This is a genomic window from Paenibacillus sp. P22, from assembly GCF_000469945.2.
Lineage (GTDB): Bacteria > Bacillota > Bacilli > Paenibacillales > Paenibacillaceae > Paenibacillus_O > Paenibacillus_O humicus.
On record NZ_CBRA020000014.1, the window covers coordinates 28,075 to 44,459 of the forward strand.

General features: G+C 58.2%; 11 protein-coding genes and 2 pseudogenes. 2 read left to right on the top strand and 11 right to left on the bottom strand.

What is annotated here, in order from left to right; all coding sequences use genetic code 11:
- Nucleotides 1-73: 73 nt before the first annotated feature.
- The 11 genes and pseudogenes from BN871_RS04320 to BN871_RS04370 all read right to left on the bottom strand — a co-directional run bounded on the left by BN871_RS04320 (nt 74) and on the right by BN871_RS04370 (nt 14,919).
- Nucleotides 74-1,062: pseudogene (locus tag BN871_RS04320) on the bottom strand (LacI family DNA-binding transcriptional regulator).
- Nucleotides 1,063-1,120: 58 nt separating this feature from the next.
- Nucleotides 1,121-2,551 (bottom strand): sugar ABC transporter substrate-binding protein, encoded by a 1,431-nt coding sequence (locus BN871_RS04325; protein WP_083436225.1) that lies wholly within the window; start codon nt 2,549-2,551, stop codon nt 1,121-1,123.
- A gap of 273 nt (nt 2,552-2,824) precedes the next feature.
- Nucleotides 2,825-3,745: a carbohydrate ABC transporter permease gene (locus tag BN871_RS04330; RefSeq protein ID WP_232312804.1), complete on the bottom strand. Its 921-nt coding sequence runs from the start codon at nt 3,743-3,745 to the stop codon at nt 2,825-2,827.
- Nucleotides 3,720-4,610, bottom strand: coding sequence for a carbohydrate ABC transporter permease (locus BN871_RS04335; protein WP_332310171.1), 891 nt, complete (start codon nt 4,608-4,610; stop codon nt 3,720-3,722). Before BN871_RS04335 ends, BN871_RS04330 begins: the two co-directional genes overlap by 26 nt.
- A 649-nt stretch (nt 4,611-5,259) precedes the next feature.
- Nucleotides 5,260-5,589, bottom strand: a complete 330-nt coding sequence (locus BN871_RS04340) for a hypothetical protein (protein ID WP_157060193.1) — start codon at nt 5,587-5,589, stop codon at nt 5,260-5,262.
- Between the two features lie 307 nt (nt 5,590-5,896).
- Nucleotides 5,897-7,576: a cellulase family glycosylhydrolase gene (locus tag BN871_RS04345; protein ID WP_048744787.1), complete on the bottom strand. Its 1,680-nt coding sequence runs from the start codon at nt 7,574-7,576 to the stop codon at nt 5,897-5,899.
- A gap of 176 nt (nt 7,577-7,752) precedes the next feature.
- A complete protein-coding gene (locus tag BN871_RS04350; protein ID WP_048744788.1) occupies nt 7,753-9,312 on the bottom strand; it encodes a response regulator in 1,560 nt (519 codons plus the stop codon).
- Nucleotides 9,305-11,236 carry a sensor histidine kinase gene (locus tag BN871_RS04355; RefSeq protein WP_232312806.1) on the bottom strand — a complete coding sequence of 644 codons (1,932 nt, stop codon included), beginning with the start codon at nt 11,234-11,236 and terminating at the stop codon, nt 9,305-9,307. The genes BN871_RS04350 and BN871_RS04355 overlap by 8 nt, the downstream gene beginning before the upstream one ends.
- Before the next feature lie 76 nt (nt 11,237-11,312).
- Entirely contained in the window at nt 11,313-13,010 is a 1,698-nt protein-coding gene (locus BN871_RS04360; RefSeq protein WP_048744789.1) for an extracellular solute-binding protein, read from the bottom strand.
- Between the two features lie 84 nt (nt 13,011-13,094).
- A complete protein-coding gene (locus BN871_RS04365) occupies nt 13,095-13,982 on the bottom strand; it encodes a carbohydrate ABC transporter permease (protein ID WP_048744790.1) in 888 nt (295 codons plus the stop codon).
- Between the two features lie 19 nt (nt 13,983-14,001).
- Nucleotides 14,002-14,919, bottom strand: a complete 918-nt coding sequence (locus BN871_RS04370; RefSeq protein WP_048744802.1) for a sugar ABC transporter permease — start codon at nt 14,917-14,919, stop codon at nt 14,002-14,004.
- A 350-nt stretch (nt 14,920-15,269) separates the two neighbouring features.
- Between BN871_RS04370 and BN871_RS04375 the strand changes: the two genes are divergently transcribed.
- Complete coding sequence (locus tag BN871_RS04375; protein WP_048744791.1) at nt 15,270-15,884, top strand: TetR/AcrR family transcriptional regulator; 615 nt, start codon at nt 15,270-15,272, stop codon at nt 15,882-15,884.
- Between the two features lie 113 nt (nt 15,885-15,997).
- Nucleotides 15,998-16,385 (top strand): annotated as a pseudogene (locus BN871_RS04380) (transporter); the annotation flags it as partial.

Below are 16,385 nucleotides of genomic sequence, written 5' to 3' on the forward strand. Positions count from 1 at the left end.
GGTCCGGCATGGACAGCCCCGGCGCCTGCATGGAAAGGCAGGATCGCCGGAATGCTTCCAAGCTCATTCATGTCTATCCGCCGGGCGGCGACGTCGATTCGCGCACGACCAGCTCCGGCTTCAGCTCGAGCTGCTCCGCTCCGCCGCCCCCGAGCGAGGCGAGCAGCAGCTCCACCGCCCGGCGTCCGATCTCCTCCGCCGGCTGCCGCACCGTCGTCAGCTTCGGCCGGAACTGCGAGGCGATGATCTGGTCGTCGAAGCCGACGACCGACACATCCTGCGGAATGCGGATGCCCGCCGTCTTGAGGCGTCCATCATGCCCAGCGCGGTATAGTCGTCGGCTGCGAATACCGCCGTCGGCAGCCTTCCCGCCGATATCCACCTGTCGGCGGCTTCCAGCCCCGAAGAGATCTGGAACTGGCCCGGTTCGATCGAGAACGGCTCCAAGCCCGCCTCGAGCATCGCCTGCCTGAATCCCCTCTCCCGCTCGCGGCTGCTGAGGAACAGCTCCGGGCCGGCGATATGGGCGATCTGCCGATGCCCGAGGCCGATGAGGTGGTTCGTCGCCATCAGCGCCCCGGCGTAGTTGTCCACGACGATGGCCGGCACGGCCGGCGCCGGATGCTGATGGTCGATCATGACATAGGGAATGCCCCGCTTTTCCAGCTCCTTGCGGTCCTCCTCCTCCCTCATCGGAGAGAGCAGGATGACGCCGTCCACATGCTCCTCCTGGAACAGCAGCGGAGAGCCGGCCGGCTCCTTGTCCGTGGAGACCGACAGGGTGAGAAAGTAGCCGCGTTCGGCAAGCCTCTCGCTGATGACCTTCACGACGGCGTCGAAAAAGGAGTCGTCCAGCGTCGAGAGCTTCATTCCGATCAGGCTCGTTTTGCCCTTGGCCAGGCTGCGGGCAGCGGCCTTGGGCCGGTAGTCCAGCTCCTGCATGACCTGCAGCACCTTCTCCCGGTTTTTCTCCCGCACGGAAGGATCGTGGTTGAGGACGCGGGAGACGGTGACGACCGAGAGTCCGGATTTTTTGGCGACATCGTAAATGCTTGCTTTCATGATTGCGTTTGGCTCCTTGCGGCGTAGGATGTCTGCAGGCTGGCGGACCCGGCCCGGCCTACTTGTTGACCCGGCCGAGCAGCTTCTGCAGTTTTTGCTGAAGTCCCGGCAGCACTTCCTCCGGCTTTTTGTCGCCGTTCTCGACGCTCGCCAGCTCGTTGATGAACAGCTCGTTGATTTGGGAATAGTTGTCGATCAGATGGTTGTACGATTCGAAGCCGTATTTGTATGCGCCCTCGTATACTTGCTTGATCTGCGCCGCATCGATGCCGTCGAAGTGGGCGTAGTACGTCTCCGCCGCCTCCTGGTTGACGGGCGGATTGCCGCCGGACAGGTCGATGGACTTCTTCTGCACCTCGGTGGATACGAGATATTTGATCCATTCCAGCGCTTCCTTCGGATGCTTGGAATCCTTGAGCACGAACAGCGGATCGATATAGAGGACGCTGCGCACCTTCGGATTCGGGCCCTGCGGAACGGCCGCCACGCCGACCTTGAAGTTGAAGTCGCTCGATGCGGCCAGGCTCCACGAGCCGACGACGGACATGCCGATCTTGCCGGAGAGGAACGGGTCGCCGAATTGGCCCGCGACGGATTTGCTGAATGCCGGCGAAGGCGATACATGCTGATCCCAGATCAGGCCGTATATCTTTTTGTAGGCGTCGATGACCTCCGGCTTGTCGAGATTGACCTGGGACGGCTTGCCGCCATTGGTCCAGGTGTCGTCCGAGTAGACATTGGCGCCGAAGTATTGAGGGCGCTGGTCCCGCTCCCCGAAGCCGAAGTCGAGCCCGTACTGGGCCTCCGCCAGGTTTTTGGAGTCGACCGTCATCGCCTTGGCGTCCTCCACCATTTTATCAAACGTCCAGCTCTTGTCCTCATAATCCGTCGGCGGGTAAGAGAGGCCGGCCTTGTCGAACATATCCTTGTTGTACAGCAGGACGGAAACATAGCTGTTCAGCGGGATGCCGTACGTCTTGCCGCCGACCTCGTAGATCTTCATCACGTTGTCCGGAATATTGTAGTCCGAAGCCTTGAAGTCCCCGAGATACGGCGAGAGATCCATCAGCATGCCCTTGTTGTAATATTCCATGAAGCCGCCGTAGCCCCACTGGGAGGTGACGTCAGGCGAATTCTTCGCCGCGATGGCGGACTGCAGCTTGGAATCGAACTGCTCGTAAGGCGCCTTGGTCACCTTGATCTTGATGCCGGGATGCTTGGCTTCAAAGTCGGGAATGAGCTTCTCCACGAAGGTCCGGTCCGGGGAATCGATCGTGTAATGCGTAATGGTGACCGTATCCCCTGCCGAGCTGCCGCTGCCGGAGCAGCCGGACAAGACCGCTGTCAGGAGCGCGGCTGCTGCCGCCGATTTGGCGAGCTTTCGTGCAGGCTTGGCCGCTCGCTCGGCGAGCTGTCCTGCTGGCTTGGGTTCCCTTTTGGCGAGCTGTTCTGCACTTTTGGCGAGCTGTCCTGGTTTGGTTTCGTTCATGGATATCGTCCTCCCTGGATGGTGGTAGATGGATGAAGAGCGGTGAACCGTTCTATAGTCTGACGGCATTCCTCCGCAGAAGCCGGGCTGCGGCTGCGGCCGTTCCTTCTAATGCCTCCATGCGCCGCATGATCGGGATTGGAGCAAAGCCTGGCTGCGGCAACGGCCGTTCCTTCTAGCGCCTCAACGCGCTGCATGATCGGCAATGGGGGAATGTGAAGGATTGGCGGAATATGAGGCATTGTTTGGCCGGCAACGGCCGGCAAGCGAGGTCTACTTGATGCCGGTAAGGACGATTCCTTCCACGAATCTTCGCTGCGCGACGGCGAACAGGAGGATGATCGGCACCGCTGTCAGCATCGACGCGGCCATGAGCAGATTCCACGGAGCGAGCCGGAACTTGGAGGACATCATCGAAGCGAGGCCGATCGGCAGCGTGAAGTTCTCCTGGGAGTCCAGGTAGAGCACCGGCGTGAGCAGATCGTTCCAGCTGCCGATGAAGGTGAAGATGGCCACTGTCGCCATGGCAGGCCCGGCCAGCGGCAGCGTCAGGTTCCAGAACAGCCGGAACTCGCCGCAGCCGTCGATCCGTCCCGCCTCGTACAACTCCGACGGCATGGTCGAGAAGAACTGCTTGAGCAGGAAAATCATGTACGCGGAACCGAAGAAGTTCGGCAGAATGAGCGGCAGCAGCGAATCGTGAAGGCCGAGCTTCGTGAAAAGCAGGAACTGCGGAATCATGATGGCCGGATAGGGAAGCATCATCGTGCTGAGCACGAGCAGGAAGAGAAGCCCGCTGGCCTTTGTCCGGTATCGGGCAAAGCCGAAGGCGACCAGCGCCGAGCTCAGGACGGTGCCGACGACGGCCGACACGGCGACGATCAGGCTGTTGGCATACTGCTGGCCGAACTTGATCTCTCCATTGCGGAACAGCTCCGCGTAGTTGCCCCATGCGGGGGCTTTCGGGAACAGCTGAGGCGGATAGACGAGCAGCTCCTTGCTCGTCTTCAACGATGTCGACACCATGAAGGCGAGAGGCGACAGCATCGCCGCGGTGGCCAGCAGCAGCAGGATCAGGCTGACGGCCTTGCTCCAAGCCTGCTCTCTTCGTCCGGCGCGGGAAGCAGGCGTAGCCTGCAGGCCGGCAGTTGCGGATGGACTCATCGGATCAGCGGCTCCCTTCGTAGTAGACAAACCGGTTCGACGCCTTGAGGATGAACCAGGTAATGAGCAGCACCGCCGCGAGCAGAAGCCAGGCCATAGCCGATGCATAGCCGTAGCGGAAGTTTTTGAAAGCGCTTATATATATGTTGTAGACGTAGAACCAGGTCGTGTAATTGGGGCCCCCCTGAGTGATCGTGTAGGCCTGCGTGAACACCTGGAACGAATCGATGATGCCGACGATGAGCTGGAACAGGAATACGGGAGAGATCATCGGCAGCGTCACATGCCAGAACGATCTCAGCCGGCCCGCCCCGTCGAGGCGCGCCGCTTCGAGAAGCGAGGCCGGAACGCCCTGCAGGCCGGCGAGGAAGATCAGCATGCCCGCTCCCATTCCCCAGAACGACATGACAATCAGCGCCCATAGGGCGAAGCGCTCGTCGAGCAGCCAAGGAATCGGGTCCATCCCGAACAGGGACAGCACATAGTTGAACGGACCCGCCTGAGGATTGAAGATCCAGGTGAACAGCAGCGACATGGCGACGCCGGAGATCATGCTCGGGAAATAGATTGCGGTGCGGAAAAAGCCTTGGAAAGGAACCTTCTGGTTGATGAGGATGGCAAGCAGCAAGGAAAGGAGCAAGGTGAGCGGAACGCTGATGAAGGTGTACTTGAGCGTGACGGCGATTGAATTCCAGAACTGCTCGTCATGGAACAGCTCGCGGAAGTTGCCCAGTCCGACCCATGCGGGCGCGTGGATGACGTCGTAATCGGTGAAGCTGTAGTACAGCGAGGCGAGGATGGGCAGCAGGGTGAGCACCGCAAAGCCGATCAGCCAAGGCGATATGAACGCGTAAAAGGCTCGGCTCTGTGAGGCTCCAATCGTTTTTTTCATCATGGGGACCCTCTCTTCGACAAAAGTTAAAGCGGTTTAACTTTTACGGCAAAAAAATGGATCGCAGCCGAGGGTACCTTCTTCCCCGGGACAGGATCGGGGGCACCGGCCAACGAAAGTTAAACCGGTTTAATTTATTTGATTGATGTCAGTATATTTCACAGCTGTAATTTTTGTCAACAACCAAAATCGAGCCGGCTTCTGGAGGAACGAGTGGGACTGCTCTATGCTTCGGTTTGGCGTTGGCGATGGCAAGTTAGATAGGACGCCGATCAAGGCAGACGGGATCGCCCTTCCATCGAGGCAGCTGTTTTCGCCTTTGGTCGACTCAAATTTAAGGCGCCTGCTGCTAGACTTCATGGCCGCGGATTACAGAGTAAGGCATTGATGGAATGCGGATCGGACATACGTTCCGCTATTTGACTCATTTAGACGAAAAAGAGGATTTATCGGACATACGTTCCGCTATTTCTCCATTCTTACTCCCATACCGATACGTTTTGCAGGAATAACGGATTCTATGTCCGATAGGACTTGAAATTCGTCTATTTTCCCTAAATAACGGATCCTATGTCCGCTAAAATAGAAAAGTTGTCGTTTTCATTTCCATTCTGCCTCATTCCAGCTACATGCCGAAAGAGTGTTGCAGGTATCATGCCGCAGCAGCTCTAATTGCTTCCTTCCCGCGTTCTCTCCACTTTTCTTCTTCCGATTTCCGTTCTATTTCCTGTTCCATTTCCTGTTCCATTTCCTGTTCCATCTCCTGCTCCATTTCCGATTCCTGCTCCGTTTCCGATTCCTGCTCCATTTGCGTTTCCTGCTCCATTTCCTGTTCCATCTCCTGCTCCATTTCCGATTCCTGCTCCGTTTCCGATTCCTGCTCCATTTCCGTTTCCTGCTCCATTTCCTGTTCCATCTCCTGCTCCATTTCCGATTCCTGCTCCGTTTCCGATTCCTGCTCCATTTCCGTTTCCTGCTCCATTTCCGTTTCCTGCTCCGTTTCCGCTGCCTTCACTTGCCTGCTGTGACGCTGCCTGCTTCATTTTTTGTTAAGCTCTTGATTCCTGCACGAATGGTACGCCCGGCGTTTTTCATACACATCCGGGAGTTTCCTATTGCTGGCGCGATTTTTTCTGAAATGCCTGCCATACATGTTCCCCAAGCCTAGCCGGCATTTCTGCCGGGCAGCAGACAAACAAAATGAAAGACATGCCTTTCGGCATGTCTTTCAGGCAAATCTTTTATCTACCCGGCTGAATTCCCAACCGTCCCACACTTCTTGCCGGAGATCAAATCCGCTCGAACAACAGATACTCCAGCCGCAGAGATGCTCCCCGCGCCTTGACGACGATCCGGTGCGCGCCTTCCTCCAGCGCCGGCAGCTCAGCGTCCTGGACGGCCGCGTCCCAGCCTCCTCCCGGAGACAGCTCCGCAAGCGGATGCCCGTCCAGCTCGATCAACGCTTTGCCTGCCGGATCGAGCGTCACCGCCTGAAGCTTAAGGCGATACCGCGAAGCTTCCGCCTGGTCAGCCGAATGCGCCTCGTCCACCTCATCCCGCTCCGCAGCCCCGGACCCGCCGCGGACGGTAAAGTCATAGGCCGCCCATTCGCCATCCTTCAGCTCAAGGCAAAGCCCTCCCTCGGTATCCCAGCGATGCCAGCCCGGCTCCGTAGGAGGCAGCTTCGGCCGGCCGTCGAGATAGCGGATTTCCATGCCGTCTTCCTTGCGATAGCCGCTCTCCCATTCCTTGGCGCCCGTGCTTCCAAAGCTGCGGCCCGCTCCGTCGTAGCCGTAATGGATGGCCGGGATGCGGACCGGCAGCCTGCGGAACAGGGCGTTCACGACCTCCGGATGATAGTCGCATGCCTCCAGCGGAAGGCCATCCAGATAAGCGTTCAGAATAGCACGGGCCTCCGACACATCCGGCTTCTCTCCGCCGTCCAGATAGGCGCCGAGCTTCTCCCAGCCCTCCGGCTTGATTACCGAGCATGGGGAGTTGATCGTGTCCATCTTCTTCCACGTCCAGAAGTTCCAGCTGATGCCGTGGTCCTCGAACAGCCGGAACGCTCCCGCATACCAATCCAGATCGTTCTCGCCGCCCTCTCCCATGAAGATCGGCACGTTCCATTCCTCGCGGAAATCGAGGTACTTCCGGATGCTTTCCGTATCCGGGTTGTTCCAGTATTTATGGAACTGATAGAGTACGTTGCCGTCCAGCTTCTCGGTGAAAATCGACCAGTCGGTCGACCAATGGACGCCCTCCAGGATGATCATATGGCGCTCGTCCACTTGGCGGATGGCGGCGATCATGTCCCGGTACAGCGGCTCGGCTTCTCCGTTGTACTGTCCGTGATACTCCGGCAGCGGCTCGTTCAACAGGTCGTAGCCCGCCACGATCCACTCGTCGCGGTAGCGCCCGGCCAGCATGCGCCACATGTCGATGGCCGCCTGCCGATGCTCCGGAGAGATGTAGAGCTCGGGCAGATCCTTCTCGGAATCGTCGATATTGGCTCCCGTCTGGCCGCCCGGCGCTCCGTGCATATCCAGAATGACGTACAGCTTCCATTTGCGGCACCAGCCGATGACGTCATCGAGCAGCTTCAGCGCTTCCTCATTGTAGCCTTGGGCATTCCGCTCCCCTTCCAGCAGCATCCTCGCATTGAAGGGAACCCTCACGGAATTGAACCCCTCCAGAGCCATCTGCCGGATATCGGCCTCCGCCGTGTAGCGGTCATGATACGTCCTCCAGAATGCCTGCGCATCCTCTTCCCCGATCAGGTCCGCCACCATCCGCTCGATGCGCCGCGGCCGGTCGCCTCCCTCAGGCAGCTTCCACATATACCCTTCCGGAAGCAGCCAGCTTCCAAGACCCGTTCCGCGCAGGATCAGATCCTCGCCCCGGCCATTGACCAGCCGCTTTCCTTCCGCTTTTACCCAGCCTTCCACTTCCTGCTGACGGCTCTCCATTTCCGGTTCCTCCCTGGAATAAAGTAATCGGTTACATATGAAATCAATCGGATCATCTTTGTTCCGGCATCTTCAGGAGCGACGGCGAAATCATGCTTCTGCCGCCGCCAGGTCATATCCTAAATTAGACTCGTGCTATTTAAATCCATGCTTCACAAGCTTCAGCTGCCGCCAGGTCAGGAGCGTCCCGCTCCATGCGCCAGCTGGCGGCTCCGGTACTCCAGCGGCGTGATGCCCTCCACTTCCTTGAACACTCGCGTAAAATGCTTCACGTTGTCGAAGCCCGACATCGTGCTGATTTCGTACACCTTCCGATCGGAGGTGCCCAGCAGCTCCTTGGCCTTGGCCAGCCGGAGCCTGCGCAGGTACACCGAGAAGCTCTCCCCGGTGTATTCCTTGAATGCTTGGCTGAAATAGGTGTAGTTGAGCGAGATATGGTTGGACACTACGGCCATGTTCACATCGCTGGCGAAATGCTCATGCAAATATTCGACCGCCTTCTGCATATCCTTGCGCTCGCCATGGGCGCCCCGGACGCCGGCGACATATTCGTCGAGGCGCTCCAGCAGCTGCTCCACCAGACGGTAGTAGTCGTCGAAGCGGTCGAAGTTCTCGATATGGCCAGCGCGGCGGTACAGCCTCAGAATCTCGATGGACTCCTCGCCGTAATGGCGGAAGACGCTGTCGAACACCTCTTCGTTCAGGACGCGGCTGATCGCCTCCAAATACCCGATCTCGCAGCGGCTCACCGTCCGGATATCCAAAATCTGCTGCAGCAGCCGCTTCATCTCCTGCAGCTTGCCCGTCCCGAGAATGTTGGATAGTCTTCGGACGGCATCGACAGGAACCGGACAGCCGGAACTTCGGTCGCCAAGCCCGGCATAGGAGAGCAGCTCCGACTCCGGATACAGCAGGAAGTATTTCAATACCTGCCTGGCCTGGCTGTAGGAGCGGCGCAGCTGGGCGATTCCCGAAGCTCGGGAGCTGAGCGCCATCCGGGCCGCCAGCAGAGCGTTGCCGGACAGCTGCTCCGACAGCCGCCGCAGCAGCCCTTCAGCCGCTGCCGCGATCACCAGCAGACCTTCCCGGTCCCGGCATGCCGTCCAGCGTTCTTCTTCTCCGCCAAGCATTTTCACCGCCCTCACGATCAGGGAAAGCGCATCGGCCCCGGCAGAGTCGGGAATCTTCAGCAGCCCGACGGAGTAGCCCTCATCCAGCCAGCCGAGTCCGGCGCCAGTCAGCCTGCCGCGTATTTCCTCGACATCAATGCGGTCCTGGGACAACACATAGGCGAGCTGTCCGCCGGCCTCGTCTCCATTGCCGGCAGGAGATGAAGCCGCCGCTTCTTCCCGTCCCTTGCGGCGCTCGGCTTCTTCCTCCAGCCTCTCGAGCACGGCAAACAATTCCTCCCTGACGATCGGCTTCAGCAGATATTCCTTCGCTTGATATCGGATGGCTGCCCGGGCATACGGGAAATCGTCATGGCCGCTCAGGATGATGACCGCAGGAATAGCCGGCAGCTCCTGCATTCGCTCCAGCAGGCCGATACCGTCCATAACCGGCATCCGTATGTCCGTGATCATGATGTCGATCGATTCCCTGGCGAGCAGCTCCATGGCCTCACGGCCGTTCTCGGCAAACAAATACGAATACTTGCCCGCGAATTGCCGGTCGATCATGGCCTGCAGGCCGAGCCTGATGTTCTTCTCGTCGTCGACGATGAGCAGACTAAGCATCAGCGATGTTCTCCCCCCGTGTTAGAATCAGTTGCGGCAAGGTCATGACCACTTTTGTAAAGCTTCCTTCGATGCTCTCGATCCGGATGCCGTACTCGCGGCCGTAGCTCATGACAAGTCTATGGTCCACATTGCGCAGTCCGATGCCGCTCCCCTCCCGCCTGCCTCCTTGCACGCGGCTCCTCAGCTCCTGATAGTCCGCTTCCTCCATCCGCAGCATGCCGGAGAGCATGCGCAGCTTCTCTTCGGGAATGCCGGCGCCGGAGTCGGTCACTTCAATGATGCATTCGTTCATCCGAATCGCGGCGGACACCGTAACCGTCAGACGGGAGGTGCCCGATTCGCCGTCCATCCCATGCTTGACGGCATTCTCCACGATCGGCTGGAGCGACATCTTGAGCACCTCCTGGTCCATGCATTCCGGGGGAATGTCCAGCTTCAGCTCGAGTCGGCCGTCATAGCGGACATTCATGATCGCCATGTAATTCTGGATATGCTGGATCTCGTCCCGCAAGCGCACATGCCCCTTGGTCCATTGAAGGCTGTAGCGCATCATGCCGCCGAGCGACGTCAGGGAATCGGATATCGTGTACTGCCCCTCGATCTCCGCCAGCATTTTGAGATTCTCCAGCGTGTTGTAGAGAAAATGCGAATCGATCTGGTTTTTGAGCGAGCGCAGCTCCGCCTCCTTGGATGCCGCCTGCCGGTTGACCTGATCGACGATCAGCTCATTGATCTTCTTGAGCAGCTGCCGGTAGTGATGGCCGAGCTCGCCGACCTCGTCGTTGCCCGTCACGGGCACATCCACGTGAAAGTCGCCGCGGCGCACCTTCTTCATGGAATCTCTCAGGACGCGCAGACGCTTCAGAATGATCGACTGCATGAAATAGGAAAGCAGGCTGAGGACGGCGACGAGCACGACGATCATGATGACGAGGTTGCCGCGGGTTCGCTGGATGTCGGCCAGAGTGTCCGTCCGGTTGACGAGATTGACGAGATGAATGTCCAGCATCGGGACATACGTGTGGATAGCCAGATAGGATTGGCCTCCCTCGGAAAAGGCGGAGATGGCATTGGCTTCCGAATTCGTCAGCTTCACATGCCTCAGCAGGCTCTCCGCCGTATTGCTCTCGTAGATCGGCGCTCCACGGTCGGTGTACACAATGCCGTTGCGCCCCACTACAAGCAGCCGCGAGGTCGGATCCTGAACGCTGCCGAACGTCTTGTTGAAGAAATTCTCCAGCTCCATGCTGACTTCCAGGATGCCGTTGTGGGTCGTGTCGTCGGGGTATTTGAATTCCCGGAGCAGGGACACGTACGGAATTTCCACAAAAGGACCGGCCGTCGAATTGGAAAGGACGGAACGGTCGTTCTGAAGCTCCCACCAGACCATGCCCTTCTGCTGCTTGACCGTATCGTACCAGTACTTATTCTTGATTCGGCTCTCGTTGAGGATGACCGGCCAAAATTCATGCACGTACGGATTGTTGTTGAACAGACGGATATTGGCGATGCGCGGGTTGTTGAACAGGAAGTTCTGGAACATGCTGAACGTCTTGGTCTTGAACTCCAGCAGCCAGGCGGTATCCAGGTCCTCCTGCGTCTGGAGGTAATCGACCATCTCCCGGTTGGACAACGCCATCTGGCCCGTCCATTCCATCAGCTCCATATTGTTGCGGATATTCGTCTTCTCGATATCCAGGATGCTCTCGTTCTTCTTGGTCAGCTCCCGGATCGAGTAGTCGGACACCCCGTGAAGCGTATACCAGGCGAACAGCACCACCGGCACGATGATGATGAGCACGAAAGAAGCGATCAGCTTCACCTGCAGGGGAAGACTTCCCGCATAATCCCGAACTGTTGCCGTCAACTGCCTGCCCGCTCTCGCCACGCCGCCTTCACATCCCGCCTCATGATGGTACAAGCCCGGACATCCGCCTCGGAAGGAAGCGGACGGCCAGGCTTGATGGATTGATCTCTATCGGCCAGAGCCGGATGGATTACTTGCTGAAGGATTCGAGCTTTTTCAGGTTGGACTCGAATGCGCTTTGACGGTAGGCATCGATCGCTTCCTGTTCGCTGCGGTCCTTCAAGTATTTATTGAAGATTTCGTCGAATTCGGCATCGGACTTCGCCAGCAGCATCTTCGGCAGAGCCTTGCCCCATGCACGGGCGTTCTTGCTTCCAGCTACGCCTTCCTTGCTGGTCGCGGCCGGATCCAGGTTGTCGTATTCAGCCATGCTGATCGACTTGCCCTTCGTCCAGTCTTCCATCTGCTTGGAAGGCTCGACGCTAGGAGGCGCCCACTGCAGGTTCATGTTCGTATCCATGAGCATCCAGTACGTATACGAAGCGCCGTATTTCTGGTCGAACGCCGTGCGGTCCTTGTTGAGCAGGTCCAGCACTTCCGGCTTGAACTGGTCTTTTCCGTCGATTGTATCATAGGTGACGCCTTTCTCACCAAGATACATATCTTTATTTCCTTCTTCGCTCATCAGGTAGCTGAGGAACGCGATGGCGCGTTTTTTGTCCTTGACGTTTTTGGAGATCAGCGTGACCGTCCAGCCGGAGATGCCAGGACCGGACAGCGTCGGCTGGTCGCCGGCAGCGTTCTTCGGTCCGTCTACGGCGATGTAGACCATGTTCGGATCTTTCTGGAACAGCTGCGTATTCTGCGCCGCGAAGTCGGAGCGCTGGTAGAGCATCGCGAAGTAGCGGCCTTGCGCGATCTTCTCTTCCATTTGCGGACGCTTGTCGATGAAGATGTCCTTCGCCAGCAGTCCGTCCTGGTTCGCTTGGCGGAATACTTTCAGCCATTTGAGGTATTCGGGATCCTGGCGGCGGTCGTACAGCTTGCCGTCCTTCACCTGAGGGATGGCCAGGAAGTTCTGCAGATAGCCTTCGAGCGAGTAGTTGCCCGTCTCCGTAAATTCATGCAGGCCGAGCGGGATGAGCGGCTGGCCGTTCACATCCGGGAATTTCTCCTTGGCCAATTTAAGCGCATTCAGGAATCCTTCCGGCGTGCTCATATCCGGCTTGCCCAGCGCCTCGTACATGTCCTTGCGGACGGCGAATGTCTGGTTGGAAGTGAAATTCTCCCCGTATTTCTCGTAGTCGGCCGGAGAGGACGATGCGTTCGGGTAGCCGTACACATTGCCGTCATCCTTCGTATACCAGCCCAGCTTGGCCGGGTCGGCAACCTTGAAGAAGTACGGATCGTATTCCTTGGCCAGCTCGTTGAGAGGCAGCACCAGCTTGCCCTCGATCATCTTGCGGACGCCTTCCTCGTACCAGCCGAGCGTGATGAAGTCAGGCAGCGAGCCGGAAGCCATCAGCGTATTCAGCTTCTCGTTCTCGTTGCCGGCCGGCACGATGAAGTTCAGCTTGACGCCGGTTTTCTTCGTGATGTACTCGGCCGTGGCGTCTCCGCCCCATTTCTTGTTGAACCAGCTGAAGTTCATGTACCAGTCGAACGTGATCGGAGAGGTGTCCTGCTTCCAGGCCGGCTCGTCGCTACCTGCCGGAGCCGGGGATGCCGAAGCTTCCGTGTTGGCCGCCGGTGCCGACGGTGCCGGCGATGCGGACCCGTCGGCTCCCTTGTTGCTGCCGGCATTATTGCCGCCGCCGGAGCAGGCCGCGACGGAGAAGGTCATGGCCAGCGCCAGAAGCGTTGTTGCCACCTTACGCGTTGTTCCCATTGAAAGTTGCCCCTTTTCTATGGTTGATGAGTGCCATCTATATTATCAATCCCGCTCGGCGCGGAACGGATAACCCCTTTGACGTCAGCCCTTGAGGGAACCGACCATGAAGCCTTTGACGAAGTACTTCTGCAGGAACGGATACACGCACACGATCGGAGCGGTCGTGACGACCATCGTCGCCAGCTTCAGCGACTGGCTCGTTACGGTCTGGGTAACTCCGCTCGGCATGGCCCCCAGCATCTGATTCGAGCTGGACTGGGCGACGACCCGGTACAGGAACGTCTGGATCGGCTGCAGGTCCATGTTGTTCATGTAGATCATTCCGGTAAAGTAGTCGTTCCACTGGTAAACCCCGTGGAACAGGGCGATGGTGACGACGACCGGCATCGAGACCGGAATGACCACTCTCAGGAAGATCGTGAAGTCGTTGGCTCCGTCGATCTTCGCCGCCTCCTCCAGCCCGGCCGGAATTTCCCGGAAGAAGCTGAGGAAGATGATGAGGTCGAAAAAGCTGAACGCCGCCGGAATGATGTAGACAAGGAAGTTGTCCAGCATGTGGAGGTCGCGGATCAGCAGGTAGTACGGAATCAGGCCGCCTCCGAAGAACATCGTGATCGTGCCGATAATCATGTACACATTGCGGCCGATGAGTTCCCTTCGGCTCACGGCATAGGCGACCATCGCCGTGAACAGGACATGGATGGGAACCCCGAGAAGCGTCTTGGCCACCGTGATGCCCATGGCGGTCATGATGCCCTGGCTGCGGAAGACGGCTCCGAAGCTGTCCAGGCTGAACTGCCGCGGCCACCAGTAGATGCCGCCGCGCATGGCGTCCGCTCCGTCGTTGAAGGCGTTGACCAGAACGTACCAGATGGGATACAGCGTCAGGAAGCAAATGACGAGCATCAGGAAACCGTTGACGATGCCGAAGGCCGTTTCGCCGGGGCTTTGCCTTTTGAGGGTAAACATGGTTGTCACGGACCTCCTTTTAGAACAGCGAGTTGTTGTTGAGCTTCTTGGTGACGAAGTTCGCCCCGACGAGCAGGATGAGAGCGATGACGGACTTGATCAGGTTGACCGCCGTCGAGTAGGAGAAGCGGTTGTCGATCAGGCCGGTCTGATACACGTAATAGTCGATTACCGTACTGGCATCGGCGTTGAGCTGGTTGCGGAGCACGAGAATCTGGTCGAAGTTGGAGTTGAGGACGTTGCCGACCGCCAGGATGAACAGGATCGTGATCGTGCCCATGATGGACGGCAGCGTGATGTTGCGCATCTTCTGGAAGCGCCCCGCCCCGTCGATCGTGGCCGCCTCGTACAGCTCGGGAGACACGCTGCTGATGGCCGCAAGATAGATGATCGCCGACCAGCCGAGCTCCTTCCATATATCCGAGACGATGATGATGGACCAGAAATACTTCGGTTCGGCCAGATAAGTAATAGGGGAATCGATTACATGAAGCGACAGCAGAATTTTGTTGATGATGCCGACATCCGACAGCCAGGTGGCGAGGATGCCGCCCAGGATGACCCAGCTCAGAAAGTGCGGCAGGTAGGTGATCGTCTGCGTCCATTTCTTGAAGATGACGGACCGGACTTCGTTCAGCAGCAGCGCGAAAATAATCGGGAGCGGAAATCCGACGATCAGCTTGATCAAGCTGATGCCGAGCGTATTCTTGATGACGGTCAGCAGCATGTCGTCGTTCAGGAATTCCTTGAAATTGTCGAGGCCGACCCAGGGCGCCATCGACATCGGGAAAATGATGTCGTATTCCTTGAATGCGATGATGATGCCGTACATCGGAATGTAGTTGAAAACGATCATCCAGGCGACGCCGAGCAGCGCCATGATCTGCAAATACCTTTGGCTGTACAGCTTTCTCAGCCATTTCTGCCCATTTCCCATGCCTGCGGCTGTCCGAACGGCCGCCGCCTTCACCTGCGCGTCTGACTTCATTGCCTTGCACCTCCGTTGACTGTCCTCATTGTAAGCGCTTGACGCAGGGCATGAACAGGTGCCGGATTCTAGGTAAGGTTACTATTTTTCAGGTGGGTTCCAGCCGAAAATCGGATTCCGCTCCTCCTTCGCCTGTTCGGCTGGCGCGATCCCTCTTTCCTTCCTTCATAAAAAAGACATGATTTCGCAACATCTTGCCCATTGTGCATGTTTGCCCTGTGGGCAATACTATAAATAGGCGTTTATTGTAAATCGGGACGTCCCTGGGAAAGAGAGGTGCGCGCTTAAGAAGCAGAGCTATGAACAAACTTACCCTGCGTGAACTGAAAAAAGAAGCTACCGCCCACGCGCTGGCCGAAGCGGCTTTCGAGCTTGCTCTGGAGCATGGACTGGACGGCTTTGTCGTCGACGACATCGCGCGGCGCGCCGGCTACTCCAGAAGAACGTTCGCCAATTATTACACCTGCAAGGAGGAAGCGGTCGTCATGGCGGCCTTCGCCTTCAAGGAGAAGCAGGAGCCGATGGATCTGCTGAAGACGCTGCCGGAAGGCTCTCATCCGCTGGACGTCCTGTACCGGCTCATGACGATGCGGCTGACGGCAACGCTGATTCGGAGATTGCGCACGCTCGTGGCGCTGTCCAAGCGCTCGCCTTCCCTGGAGCCTTATATCCTCAGCCTTCTTCGCCGCTTGCAGCTGGAGGCGCAGACGACCTTGAACGATATTTCCCGCGGGAGATATCCCGAGGGCTACTCCCATCTCCTCGCCGGAGCCTTGTACGGAGCCGTGCTTCCTCTCATCGACGGGAGCCTCGACGTTCTCCTGCCGGACGAGCCGGAGACCGGCGCGACGGATGCGGTGTCGTTCGAGCATTATCTGGACACGGCCTTCGGTTACTTGCGGGGCGGCTTCTAGTCCGCTTCCTTCGTCCCGCTCAGCCTCAAGCCTTATCCGCTTTATTCCTCACCAATTAATCAACCATTCCGCGTCCTTCATCTTGTTCAACCAAAAGGAGAGATCTGCTGCTTATGTCCACATTTCTTTATCGGGCGGGAAAATCCGCCTACGACAAGCCATGGCGGTTCATCCTGAGCTGGGTCGCGATTCTCGGCGTCGTCCTCGCTCTGCTCGGAATCAACGGCATCCACGTCACCTCCGAGATGAAAATTGAAGGCACGGAATCGCAGAAGGTGCTTGATCAGCTGCAAAAAGAGCTGCCGGAAGCTTCCGGCGGACAAGCCAGCGTCGTATTCACCGCTCCAAAAGGCGAACGCCTGGATACGGCGGAGCGTTCGGCCCTGATCCAAAAAGCCGTCAACGACGTCTATCACCTCGACTATGTCATCAATCCCGCCGAGCTGGCTGCGCAAGCGGCGGCCGCCGCCTCGGCGCAAGGCCAGGCCGGAGGCTCTCCAG

What these genes read in the sequence shown, in the direction of transcription:
- BN871_RS04325 (WP_083436225.1), bottom strand. Translation starts at nt 2,551, where the DNA reads ATGAACGAAACCAAACCAGGACAGCTCGCCAAAAGTGCAGAACAGCTC.
- BN871_RS04335 (WP_332310171.1), bottom strand. Translation starts at nt 4,610, where the DNA reads ATGATGAAAAAAACGATTGGAGCCTCACAGAGCCGAGCCTTTTACGCG.
- BN871_RS04340 (WP_157060193.1), bottom strand. Translation starts at nt 5,589, where the DNA reads ATGGAGCAGGAAACGGAAATGGAGCAGGAATCGGAAACGGAGCAGGAA.
- BN871_RS04345 (WP_048744787.1), bottom strand. Translation starts at nt 7,576, where the DNA reads ATGGAGAGCCGTCAGCAGGAAGTGGAAGGCTGGGTAAAAGCGGAAGGA.
- BN871_RS04350 (WP_048744788.1), bottom strand. Translation starts at nt 9,312, where the DNA reads ATGCTTAGTCTGCTCATCGTCGACGACGAGAAGAACATCAGGCTCGGC.
- BN871_RS04360 (WP_048744789.1), bottom strand. Translation starts at nt 13,010, where the DNA reads ATGGGAACAACGCGTAAGGTGGCAACAACGCTTCTGGCGCTGGCCATG.
- BN871_RS04365 (WP_048744790.1), bottom strand. Translation starts at nt 13,982, where the DNA reads ATGTTTACCCTCAAAAGGCAAAGCCCCGGCGAAACGGCCTTCGGCATC.
- BN871_RS04370 (WP_048744802.1), bottom strand. Translation starts at nt 14,919, where the DNA reads ATGGGAAATGGGCAGAAATGGCTGAGAAAGCTGTACAGCCAAAGGTAT.
- BN871_RS04375 (WP_048744791.1), top strand. Translation starts at nt 15,270, where the DNA reads ATGAACAAACTTACCCTGCGTGAACTGAAAAAAGAAGCTACCGCCCAC.